This is a genomic window from Maccoyibacter intestinihominis, assembly GCF_040096355.1.
GTDB classification, from domain to species: Bacteria; Bacillota; Clostridia; order Lachnospirales; family Lachnospiraceae; genus Maccoyibacter; species Maccoyibacter intestinihominis.
Genome location: NZ_JBBMEX010000008.1, coordinates 157674 through 170037 on the forward strand (window position 1 = coordinate 157674; position 12364 = coordinate 170037).

11 protein-coding genes are annotated in these 12364 nt (G+C 39.1%); 8 read left to right on the top strand and 3 right to left on the bottom strand.

The genetic code is table 11. The features are described 5' to 3' along the window. Positions 1–789, top strand: coding sequence for an HAD family hydrolase (locus tag WMO43_RS09265; RefSeq protein ID WP_353530970.1), 789 nt, complete (start codon positions 1–3; stop codon positions 787–789). Between the two features lie 183 nt (positions 790–972). Here the strand turns inward: WMO43_RS09265 and WMO43_RS09270 are convergent, their stop codons facing one another. Continuing rightward, the gene (locus WMO43_RS09270) at positions 973–1419 is read right to left on the bottom strand and encodes an FMN-binding protein (protein ID WP_177963144.1); all 447 of its coding nucleotides are present in this window, start codon (positions 1417–1419) and stop codon (positions 973–975) included. A gap of 18 nt (positions 1420–1437) precedes the next feature. Then, the gene (locus tag WMO43_RS09275) at positions 1438–3408 is read right to left on the bottom strand and encodes a methyl-accepting chemotaxis protein (RefSeq protein WP_353530971.1); all 1971 of its coding nucleotides are present in this window, start codon (positions 3406–3408) and stop codon (positions 1438–1440) included. Between the two features lie 280 nt (positions 3409–3688). Between WMO43_RS09275 and WMO43_RS09280 the strand changes: the two genes are divergently transcribed. From WMO43_RS09280 to WMO43_RS09310, 7 genes are all read left to right on the top strand, one after another. Further along, positions 3689–4831 carry a GGDEF domain-containing protein gene (locus WMO43_RS09280; RefSeq protein ID WP_353530972.1) on the top strand — a complete coding sequence of 381 codons (1143 nt, stop codon included), beginning with the start codon at positions 3689–3691 and terminating at the stop codon, positions 4829–4831. 109 nt (positions 4832–4940) lie between these two features. Next, positions 4941–5966 (top strand): ABC transporter permease, encoded by a 1026-nt coding sequence (locus WMO43_RS09285; RefSeq protein ID WP_353530973.1) that lies wholly within the window; start codon positions 4941–4943, stop codon positions 5964–5966. Positions 5967–6252: 286 nt separating this feature from the next. Then, a complete protein-coding gene (locus tag WMO43_RS09290; protein WP_020994096.1) occupies positions 6253–6492 on the top strand; it encodes a DUF6061 family protein in 240 nt (79 codons plus the stop codon). A gap of 227 nt (positions 6493–6719) precedes the next feature. Then, positions 6720–7394, top strand: a complete 675-nt coding sequence (locus WMO43_RS09295) for a response regulator transcription factor (protein WP_008707461.1) — start codon at positions 6720–6722, stop codon at positions 7392–7394. Between the two features lie 4 nt (positions 7395–7398). Next, the gene (locus WMO43_RS09300; protein WP_055066700.1) at positions 7399–8304 is read left to right on the top strand and encodes a sensor histidine kinase; all 906 of its coding nucleotides are present in this window, start codon (positions 7399–7401) and stop codon (positions 8302–8304) included. Between the two features lie 73 nt (positions 8305–8377). Next, positions 8378–9088 (top strand): ABC transporter ATP-binding protein, encoded by a 711-nt coding sequence (locus WMO43_RS09305; protein ID WP_008707470.1) that lies wholly within the window; start codon positions 8378–8380, stop codon positions 9086–9088. Further along, on the top strand, positions 9082–11742 hold the full coding sequence (locus tag WMO43_RS09310) for an ABC transporter permease (RefSeq protein WP_008707471.1): 2661 nt from the start codon (positions 9082–9084) through the stop codon (positions 11740–11742). The genes WMO43_RS09305 and WMO43_RS09310 overlap by 7 nt, the downstream gene beginning before the upstream one ends. Before the next feature lie 128 nt (positions 11743–11870). Here the strand turns inward: WMO43_RS09310 and WMO43_RS09315 are convergent. Beyond that, the coding region (locus WMO43_RS09315; protein ID WP_195371723.1) for a DUF6040 family protein at positions 11871–12364 on the bottom strand (494 nt) is incomplete at its 5' end.

A 12364-nucleotide genomic window follows, 5' to 3' on the forward strand; every position in this document is an offset into this window, starting at 1 on the left:
ATGCAGATTGTTCATACAGATTTAGATAATACGTTGATCTATTCTTATAAACATGAGATTGGAGGCCCCAAAACTTGTGTGGAAATCTATCAGGGAAGAGAAATCTCTTTCATGACAGAGACTTCCCACAGGCTGTTGGGGCAGCTCTGTTCTAAGCCGGGAGTTCTGGTTGTCCCAACGACGACGAGAACCTTAGAGCAGTATCAGAGGATCGATCTTGGCATCGGAGTGCCGGAGTATGCATTGGTCTGCAACGGCGGTGTACTGCTGCATCAGGGCAAGGAAGATCCGGTCTGGTATCAGGAATCCTTAGCATTGATCGCAGATGCGCAGAGCGAATTACAAAGAGCAGAACAGTGGATGACAGAGGATGTAAACCGATGCTTTGAGGTACGAAATATCCGCTCTTTATTTCTCTTTACCAAAAGCAATGAGCCGGAAAAATCGGTGGCTATGTTAAAAGCACATCTGAACCTGTCTTTGGTAGAGGTATTCTGTAATGGGATCAAAGTCTATGTATTACCGAAAAAGCTGAATAAGGGAAGTGCCGTAAGACGTTTCCGGAAAAGAGTAGCAGCCGAAACCGTCTATGCAGCAGGCGACAGTGCATTTGATGTTCCAATGATACAGGTGGCAGATATCGGAATGGCACCAAAGGAATTGTTAGAGCAGTACGAGCTGCCACAGACGGGAAATTTCAAAGAGAAGACAGAGAACAAGATACAGAATGAAGAAAAGAAGATTTTTTCAGATCAGATGTTAGCATATCTCTTAGAATGTCTTTCTTAGCAGGCTGCCGGAATCCGGTACATGGTACAGAATAAAAACAATATAACAAGAGGAGTATCCTGTCAACAACACCCTTTGCAGGGATAAGTTGATGTGATACTCCTCTTTTGACATATCGTTGTGATATTTTATAGTAGCACTATTTTATGCGTGCATTATTTCCTGTTGAGTCCTGACATCGGTTTATTCTTCGGCTGTTTCAGATTTTACGATCTTAATCTTGGAATCTCCTTTTTTTGCCTGCTCTACTACGGCAACGGACAGTTTGGAGAAGTTCGTGCCGGAAGAGGTTGCACCGGTTAAGGTCTCACATTTTTCCGGATCCTGTGTCTCGATCAATTCTGACACATAAGTACGGGTGTACTCATTTGGATAAGTACCGGAAACAGGCTTCATATTTTTCATATAGGCATTGTCCCAGGCTTTGATATAACCGCTTGGATTCTTTGCATTAAATTCCGCATAGACAACCTTATCGTCCTTTACCATGATACAAAGATATTCTTTCCAGCCAAAGGAATAGTCGGACATTTCTGCCGTATAAAAACCATCTTTCATTTCATTTTTTGAACTGCATCCGCTTAAAAGTGCAGCGATGAGAATGAGAGAAACACATATTGCTTTCTTCATAAGTTGAACCTCCTTCTGCTATGCATTGCCATGATCTCTTAGTTTTACCTGTGAAACGAAATCCTTCAACTCCTCAGACTGTACAAGAAAGTTGGTTGCCATCTTGTCCGTTTCTTCGGCAAGGTTCTGATTCTGGCTGGCAATATCTTTTAAGGAGTCTAACTGTTCGTTAACCTCCGTAACAGCGTCGGTCTGTGCCTTTACAATTTCAGCAAGCTGTGCGGAAATGACTTCGTACTGGTCAGTAACATCCTGAATCTCCTTAAAGGACTGTGCAGTCTGCATTGCCATGTCAAGTCCCTGTTGGATCGTCTCGGCAGAGCGTTCAATGATAGCACTGGACTGGTTGAGTGCATCGGAAGTCTGTTGTGCTAAGTCTCCGATCTCGGAGGCAACCACAGCAAAGCCTCTGCCGGCTTCTCCGGCTCTTGCAGCTTCGATCGAAGCATTTAAAGAGAGCAGTCCGGTCTGTTTTGAGATATTTGCAATGAGCTGGCTGATCGAAGTGATCTCCTCCATGCCGGCATGAATCTGGTTCATGGTGTCTAACATGCTGTGCATATAGCTGTCACCCTGTGCAGTCTTTTGTGCAGCTTCTTTGGAGAAGTTCTCAATCTGCACGGCGTTTTCTTTGTTCTTTTCAATCGTAGCAGTGATATCTTGCATACTGCTTTCAAGAGTTTTTAACAGGGCAGCCTGGTTCTGGGAACCGTCAAAGAGCTGTCTTGCGTAGTTAGAAACCTCGGTGGAATTCTGATTTACGGCAGAGGAGGAATCATTCATCCGAAGCATGGTTTTATTCAGGGAATCCGTAATATCCGACAGGGAATCCCGGATTGAAATAAAGTCTCCGTCAAAATTGTCCGGGATAGCAATTGCATAGTCACCGGAAGAAAGAGAACCAAGGGAAGTCTGGATATCCTGAATGTAACTGTTCAGACTGTCTACGGTCTTTGCTAATGCTTCCGTTAACAGTTCTGCTTCATCATTGGTAGCTAAGTGTACAACCTCTTCGGAAAGATTTCCATCCGCTAAATCCTGCAGACGTTTGGTTGCAGAAGCCAGTGAATTAGAAATACCATTAGAAAGCGGTACAATGATCGAAGCGGCAATGATCAGCATGACTGCTGCCAAAACAATAGAAATTCCGATAGACAGATAAACGGAATTCATAAATTCGCGTTTTGGTGCATCCACTAAGAGAACCCAGTTCGTTCCCGGAATCGGTGTGTAGCCGACATAATGGCTGACACCGTGCAGCTTCATGGTAACGGAACCGGTCTGATAGGATAAAATACGGTCATAAATCTCTTTATTTTTAGAGGAAGAATTCTTATCATAAATGCTGACCTGATCTGCAATATTTTTTTCGTCCTGGTCAGCGATGATCGTACCTTTTTCATTAATGATACATGCACTTCCGGTATCACCTAAGATCAGCATGCTTAATACGTCGTTTAAAAGATCGTATTTGTAACTTCCGATCACATAACCGCAGACCTCATCGTTTGCTTTTAACGGAGCACCGACACAGAGCTGTAATACGTCCTGATCATAGTGAGGTTCTCCGATAACGGTATTTGCAGTCTCAGCTAACTGGGAGTAATATTTCGTATCGGCAATGGAATCCGGTGCGGTTTTGTCGCCGTAAAGTTTTTTACCATCGGCATCATAGACAGAAAGCCAGACAAATTCGATCTCCTGTTCAAAATCCTGCAGATATGCTGCCTTATCTTTTTTAGACAGAGAATCATCTGTCAGTTCGGCATCTGTCGAGATGTTATAAATGCGTTCCGTCAGAAGATGAAGATTGGAACTGATGCTTTGGGATGCGATCCGGGTGGTCACCTGAATGTTGTCGAGCTGCAGTTTATTCGTAGAACGGATGCTGCCAAAGGACATAACCGCAGTAATCAGCACAGTCAATAGAATTGAGACGGACATCACATAGAAAATAATTTTCTGCTTTAAATTGCGGAATTTTTTCATAGATTGTTCCTTCTTGGTCAAAATGCGTCTTTTACATATTTTACCATGAAATTAACTGAAATTCCATGGAAATATGTGCGAATTTCACAAAAAAATTGGACAGATTTTGAAATGTGTAGTAGTAATAACAGCAGATTTTTCTGGAGAAATATGTAAGAAGAAAATAAGAAGAAAATAAGAAGAAAATTTGATTGTTGCAAATGTATATATTATACTATATAGATATAGAAAAATAAGAAAACGGATCATAAGACTGTTTTTTAAATAGAGGAGGTTGCAAATGGAGCGTAGTATTGTTACCTTAAAAAGGTTGTTTTCAAAAGATATAAAAACTGAACAAAATAATGTGATGCAGAATATTTGTGTTTTCCGCGTGATACTGTTCTGCTTTGTCATCTGTACGAGCATGGTAATTCTGAATATTTCTAGGATTTTTATTGTAGATCATAAAATTATGACTTGGGGGTACATGGGAATCTGTGTGGTTTCTATCCTTTATTTTGTGCTGATCTTACTATTAGGAATAGAGAGAACCTGCATACCGTATATCAGTATTACAACCATTGGGCTGATCGTATTAGTCAGCTCTACAGCATTTACATATCATGTGATCATCCTTCTCACATTTCCTATCGTAGTTGCAAGCATGTATGATGAAATGCGGCTCAGAAAATATGCATTCTGGCTGACTGTATTTTGTATTGTGGTCAGCACTTATGCAGGTTATTACTGGGGAATCTGTGACGCCAATATGGTACTGATCACCTGTACCTCTTATAGACATTTAGTGCAGGATGGAACATTTTTGTTAACAAAAGTAAATGAATCTCCGGTTATTACGCTTTTTCTATATTATGTACTCCCGCGTTCTTTTACAACGTTTTGTTTTCAATATCTGTGCAACAAAGTGAATTATGTGGTCCGTAAATCATTAGAAAATGCCGTACAGATGGAATATAAGGCATTAACGGACGATATGACCGGAGCATATAACAAAAACAGACTGATCGAGCTTTTGAACAACAGAGAGCGGGATGGACAGGACATTGCCGTGATCTATTGGGATGTCAATCAGTTGAAGTATGTCAATGACAACTGGGGACATCTGTGCGGGGACCGCCTGATCACGGAGGTTGCTAAAACCATTCAAAGCATTGCAAGAGAAGAGGATATTGTCATCCGTTACGGAGGCGATGAGTTCTTATTATATGTAGCAAATGGAACCAAAGAGATTGCAGAGCAGTTGATCAAAACGTGGAAAGTCCGTTTAGAAGAGGAAAAGAAGCGGGAGAACTATGAGTTTCCGGTCTCGGCCTCGGTCGGTTATGCATTAGGAAAACATTCACAGCTAAAAGATATTATCGCAGCCGCGGATAAAGATATGTATGCAAATAAGCGTATCTGCAGAGAGTCTGCCAAGTAAAAAAGTAGGACAAAAGCCGGAGAAAAACAGAATGGATAAAAAACAGCATAAAAAGAAAAAGATGAAATAAAAGAATAGAGTAAAAACAAGAAAAAGGAGTAGAATGATCATGCTCAAAGAACTGATGAAGTGTATCAGGGAATATAAAAAACCTTCTATTTTAGCACCGGTGCTGGTGTCACTAGAAGTAGTCATGGAGTGTACCATACCATTTTTGATCGCAATGTTAGTCAATCAGATCAAGGCAGGGGCAGAGTTTTCCGTATTAGTGAAATATGGACTGCTGCTGATCGTTATGGCAACTTTGTCACTGATGTTTGGTATCGGAGCAGGAAATGCCTGTGCAACGGCATCCTGTGGATTTGCGAAAAATGTACGAAAAGATCTGTATGCAAAAATACAGGAATTTTCATTTGAAAATATCGATAAGTTTTCAAGTTCCTCACTGGTAACACGTCTGACCACGGATGTTACCAACGTGCAGAACGCCTATATGATGATCGTGCGTATCGCAGTGCGGTGTCCGCTGATGTTTCTTTTTGCGTTTGTCATGGCATTTATCATGGGTGGAAAGATGGCGTGTATCTTTCTTCTGGTAGTACCGGTATTGGGATTTGGACTCTATATGGTGATCCGTACGGCGATGCCGTTATTCCGTAAAGTATTCCACAAGTATGATGAACTGAACAATTCCATCCAGGAAAATATCAAAGGAATGCGTGTCGTAAAATCCTATGTGCGGGAAGAGTTTGAAAAAGAAAAGTTTGACCGGGCGGCAGGAGATGTCTGCGAGGATTTTACAAAAGCAGAAAAAATCCTGGCATGGAATAACCCATTAATGCAGTTTTCGTTGTATACCGTCATGATCTTTGTGCTGACGGTCGGTTCTTATGTGATCATTACAACGAAAGGTCTGGATTTAGATGTCGGACAGTTTTCCGCGCTTTTAACCTACAGCTTTCAGATCTTAAGCAGTCTGATGATGCTTTCGATGGTATTTGTCATGGTCACGCTTGCAAATGAATCGGCACATCGTATCGTGGAAGTCCTGAAAGAAGAGAGCAGTCTGAAGAACCCGGAAGAACCTGTCTATGAGGTAGCCGATGGTTCGATCGATTTTGAAAATTACAGTTGATATTTCACATATTTTAGGAAATTTAATAACTGTTATATTTGATTATCAAATTCTTCGCAAACCCTTGAAAATACTAAGTTTGTAGCAAGTGAACTTTCCCTTACTCTTTCCCTTGTGTTACATTCTCCCATTGGTTTTTATGAACCTTAATATGGGAAAAATTAAGGGAAAGAAAATTTCATAACACAATATAACATATAACAATAACGACATGGTGAACTGATTGAAATGTTTTCGATATTTAACTTTATAACTGATTATCAAAAGAAAATGGAGATAAGATACGATGAGAACAATTTATGCAGAATACAACATAAACCACGATAGTATTGATGTTTACACAAGTGCCGGATATATGCTTCGCATTGATTGCTGGGAAGCTGAAAAAAATTTAAAAACCACATATGGATCAGAATGTGCGCTTACTTCATTGGCTGTGGATGAGCCTTTGGAATATGCAAGATTATATCTTGATGGCAATTTACAGATGTGGGTGGATGCAGAAGATTCATTAGAACTTTATTAAGCAAGAAGTGAAATATTGTTGTAGATCTATCTCATTTCTTGAGGGTTCTTAAGATGCAAGATGATTGCTAATACGCATTTTACAATAGAGTTTAATTTTTAAAACTGTATGGTGGAAAGCAAGTCTGAAATGGCTTGCTTTTTGCTTTACAACGAGGGTGGTTACTGTATAATGAAATATGAAGTAAAAAGCAGTAATTTGATATGAAGCAATAAAGGAAATACATGATGGAAAAATATAAAATTCTAATAGTTGAAGATGATGTTGATTTGAGAGAGGGACTTTCCTTCTCCTTTTCTGGTGATGGATATGATGTGACAGAGACAGGGACAAAAAAGGATGGTTTACAAGAAATCGCAAACGGTGGTTATGATATTGTATTTTTGGATTGTAACCTGCCGGACGGAACGGGCTTTGAACTCTGTAAAGAAGTTCGTAGCTACAGCAATATCCCAATCATTATGCTGACTGCTCGTGATACAGAAATGGATGAGATAAAGGCTTTAGAATTAGGGGTAAATGATTACTTGTCAAAACCATTTTCTCTGGGTGTATTAAAAGCAAGAATGAAGCGGATACTTCAAGAAAAATCTGAAAGTACAAAGATTGTTACAGGTTCATTAAGCATAGACCAGAGTACTTGTAAAGTATATAAAAGAGGTTCAGAAATCTCTCTTAGCAAATTGGAATACCGTCTGTTGGTGTATTTGATTGAAAATAAGAATCATATCCTTTCTAAGGAGCAGATTTTAGAGAAGATATGGGATAGTGATGGAAAATATGTAGATAACAATACGGTGTCTGTGAATATCAGCAGGCTTCGTACAAAGATAGAGGATGATGTATCGAAACCAAAATGGATTCAAACAGTTCATGGAATCGGATATATCTGGAAGGAATAAAGAGATGTGGATTACGATACTTTTAGCAGTGCTTTTGTGTTTGTCGATTGGATATAGCATATATCAAAAAAGAAAAACATATCGCCTGATTGACCGTTTGCTGGACAGTGTGTTAAATCGGGAAATGATTGCAGCTTCTGATGTGGAAGAAGGAGAATATTCTGCCCTTGTCAGTAAAATCAAGCAGATACAGGAAGTGCTTGATAATCACGTGAATAGTGCCGAACAAGAAAAAGAGCAGGTGAAAAGTCTGGTATCTAATATGTCTCATCAATTAAAAACGCCCTTAGCGAATATTTCTCTCTATGCAGAAATCTTAAGTAAAGAGGAAATTACATCAGAACGGAAAACATTGTTTTCTGAAAAAATGCAACGACAGATTGACAAGCTGAGTTGGATTGTGGAGTCTTTATCGAAGATGGTAAAATTGGAGCAAAATATTGATGGCTTTGAAGGAAAAGCAATAGGGATCAAGCAGACGATTTTAGACGCAGTAGATACGCTTTATGAGAAACTGGAAAAAAAGGAAATCAACTTTACATTGGAACCATTTGAGGACAGATTACTGTATCATAATCGAAAATGGACAGCAGAAGTATTTGTAAATTTGTTGGAAAATGCTGTTAAGTACACCGATAGAGGAGGAACTATTTCCATTTGTGTAAAAAGTTATGATTTATACACAGAGATTCAGATTGCAGATAATGGGCGTGGTATCCGGCAGGAGGAAATGACCGATATATTCAAACGATTTTATAGAAGCCCAGAAGTTGAGAATATGGAAGGTTCTGGGATTGGTTTGTATCTTTCTAATCTGATTTTGGAAAAAGAAAAAGGATATATGACGGTAGATTCCGAGTATGGAAAGGGAAGCTGTTTTTCTGTGTTCTTACAAAACTGTAAGAACTAATCATCCGTTTGTAAAGAAATTGCAAGATACGGCAGTTATACTGGATGTATCAAGAAAAGAGGAGTGATGACGGATGAGTATTTTAGAATTACGAAATGTTGAGAAAATATATGGAGAAAAAGATAATCAGGTAAAGGCACTACGGAATATCAATCTAAAAGTAGAAGAAGGCGAGTTTGTTGCCATTGTAGGCACATCTGGTTCAGGCAAATCTACTTGTCTTAATTTAATCGGTGGTCTGGATAATCCGACAAGTGGACAGATTTTTATAAAGAATAAAGAGATTGGTTCTCTTTCAAGAAAAGAACTGACGATTTTCCGTAGAAGAAATATAGGGTTTGTATTCCAGAATTATAGTTTAATGCCTGTGTTGAATGTGTATGATAACGTGGCATTGCCGGTTACATTTGACTGTGGAAAACATATTAACCGCAAATATATCGAAGAATTGTTGCGGGAACTGGGCATTTGGGAGAAACGCAAGAAATATCCAAACGAATTATCCGGCGGTCAGCAGCAAAGAGTTGCAATCGCCAGAGCTTTGGCAAATAAACCGAGTATCCTGCTTTGCGATGAACCGACAGGTAATTTGGACTCAGCCACAACCATTGAGGTTATGGGGTTATTAAAAACGAGTTGTCGTAAGTACAATCAGACGATTCTCATGGTAACGCATAATGAAGCCATTGCACAGACTTGCGACAGAGTAATTCATATTGAAGATGGTCAGATTGTTACAGGAAAGAGAAGATTTCCGGCAAAAGGCGGTGATGTCGTATGTTAAAGCTGGCATGGAAATATATGCGGTATTACAAGAGCCAGACATTTGCAATTTTTGCAAGTATTTTATTAACAGCATCATTGCTTTCCGGGATTTCTTCTTTGATTTACAGCAGTCAGAAAAGTGATCTGGCGAACAGCAAAACTATTTACGGAGACTGGCATTATTATATTGAAACGGATAAGGAACTTTTTAATTCTGTAGAAAGCGGTGAGAAAGGAAAAGGATATACGCTGGAACAGTGTGGAAAAATGGAAATCCGTGACGTTGTGGCAGAAGAATTTATGATCTGTTTTATCCATGCCGATGAAACTTATCGTCAAATGGCACACAGAGACTTGTTGGAAGGAACATTCCCTGAGAAAGAAAATGAAATTGCAGCGGATGGATTTGTGCTTAGTAATCTTGGATTTTCAGGGAATTTAGGAGATTCCCTTCGCATTGGTGAAAAAGAGTATATTGTTACTGGTGTTCTGAAAAGCGAATGGGCGGCAAGTTCCAGTGAAATGGAAGTTTTTGTAAGTGATTCTTTTAAAGGTCGAGGAAGCCAGACGTTTTTATATCTCAGTTTTAATGAAGATGAGAAGTTATATAAACAGTTGGATGCTTTTTTACAGGAACATAAATTATCTTCTGAATCGGTAGCAGAAAATGATGAAGTAATACAGTATCTTGGCGGAGAAGCACCAAGCAGCATTTCTGAAATCGTGAAATTTGGTCTGTTTGAAGAAGAAGGAAACTTCACTTATATCGTTTTGAAATTGCAGAGCGACTACAATCTGGCTTACAACGGAATGATTTTCCTGTTATGTCTGTTCAGTCTTTTCGTAGTTTACAGCGTATTCAGTATTTCTGTATCGAAGAGAACTTCTGAGTACGGAATATTACAGACATTAGGTATCAGTGAAGCGCAGATTGGTGGCACCTTACTTTTGGAACTTTGGACGTTATTTTTCATTGGATATCCGTTAGGATGTCTTTTAGGAAATGGTGTTTTAAGCCTTATGTATCAGAAATTTAGCGGTGTATTTGGTGGAAAAGGAATCAGTGGAGCAGGGAATGGTCTTTCTGTTGCGGACCATACGTTAGCAGAAGGAGAAAATACAGTAGAGTTTTTTGTTTCAAAGGAAGCTGTTGTGTTTGGTTTTGTATTTCTACTGATTTCGTTAGCACTCGTTGCCTTTCTCGTGGTTCGTTCCATGCGGAAAGATTCGCTGAAAACTGTGATGAGTGGAGATACTTCTTTTGTAAAAAGAAGAAAAATATACGCTATGCGAAATGTTAATATGGCAAATGTAGTGGTGCGGAAATTCATGTTTGCCAATAAACGAAAGGTAATAGGGATTTTATTATCCTTGTCTATCGGCGGTTGCATTTTCTTATGTACCACCTATATGGTAGAAAATTTGAAGGTTCACGCAGAACTTTCGCTGATATCGGATGATGGGCTTGGTTCTGAGTACCGTATTTCTTTAAAATCTGACTCGCTGAAGGATACGATTCCGGAGGCGGTAGCAGATAAGATTAAAAACATGCCGGAAACAGAGAATGTATATGCGACAAAGTATACGATGGGGGAATTACAGATTTCCAAAAACGAATTTTTGTCAGAAGAAGAATGGAGTGACTATTTCAAATATCAAAATCAGGAGCCGTATTATATCCAGAGATATGATGGGATCTGTAAGCAGCAGGAAGATGGAAATTATCGGATTAAATATAATGTGTACGGTTACGATGAAGCGATGATAGAACAGCTTCGGGATTTTATTCTGGAGGGAGAGATTCAGCCGGAAACAATAAAGAATAATAATCAAGTGATTGTGACGGCGAATATGGACGGTCAGGGAAATTACTTTTTTTATGGAAAGAAGCCGGGCGATACCATTACTCTTCGAGTACCAAAGACAGAAAACTATACAGATGAACTGTTAAAATTCCAAAGTGGCGAAGAAAACTATATTGAAAAAGAGTTTGAGATTGCGGCAATCGTAAACAGACCGTTGGCGCAGGAGAAAGATTTTCTGAATACAGAAGTCTGGAAAAATGCGCAGAGTGTGATTATGACAGGCGAACAGATGGAAGAAAACTTTGGAATTACAGATTATAGTTTTATCAATGCATCGCCGGCTGATAGTGCGGATGCAAAGATCGTGAGCAATCAGTTATTACAAGTAATCCGAGATGTTCCCAAGGCAGTATTGCAGGATTATACGACCGCAATTGCAACACAGAAAGGTTATCTTGGACAGCAGCAGATCTTCTTTTCCAGTATTGCAGTGATTCTGCTGATTATCAGCCTGTTCCATATCGTAAACAGCATGAGTCATACGATTCTGACCAGAAGAAGAGAGTACGGGATTATCAGAGCAATAGGGATTACGGACGGCGGATTTTACAAGATGATTTTACAGACAGGTATTCTGTATGGATTGTTGGCGGATGTATTTATCTATCTTATTTATAACAGAGTTCTTCGCAGAGTGATGAATTATTATCTGGCTCATGTGCTGCAGTTTTTACATTATACTACTAATATTCCGAATCTGGTTCTGAATGGAATTATGGTGCTGAATGTAGTGATTGCAGTAGTGGCAGTAATGTTTCCGGCTTGGAAGATGGGAAAAGAGAATATCATAAGTGAGATTAGAAGATAGATTTATAATCAGGATTTTTAGAATTTCTTTAGTGGTTAGTATCATTGGATATAGCAATAGAATTAGAGAGAATACCCAATCTTTATAAGTAACCAGAGGGCGACAGTAAAATACTGCCGCCCTTTCTTTTATCGGTTTGTCCAGTAAAGAGTGTTCAGATAACACCGGATTCCAAGATATATTCCCTGTATAAATAATAAAAGAAACAAAAGATTTATGGGCATTACTTTTTTGATTGATTCTCCAAAATAAATGATGACAACAGCACTTGTCAGTATCATTAGTAGAGTAATAACATCCCAACAGTTTTTCTTATATAATTCTATAATCTTTATTTCTATCAGTATCGCAAGTATCCCTGTTCCTGCTACGTATATTCCAACAACTAATATCAGCAATAACCAATATATGATTCCGGCTATAAACGCATTGGGAATTTTTGTACTGATCTGTGCCACAGATTGCCCAGCATCAATCGTCCATCCGATAAAAGTTTGTATGAATGACGCTGCATCATGGAAGAATGATTTACAATCGGAAAGGAGCACATCTGACTGTACTGCCTGAAAAAGAGTGGTTGTCAGCGAATACCATGCAAGAAGGAACAAGGTTGTTTGGAACA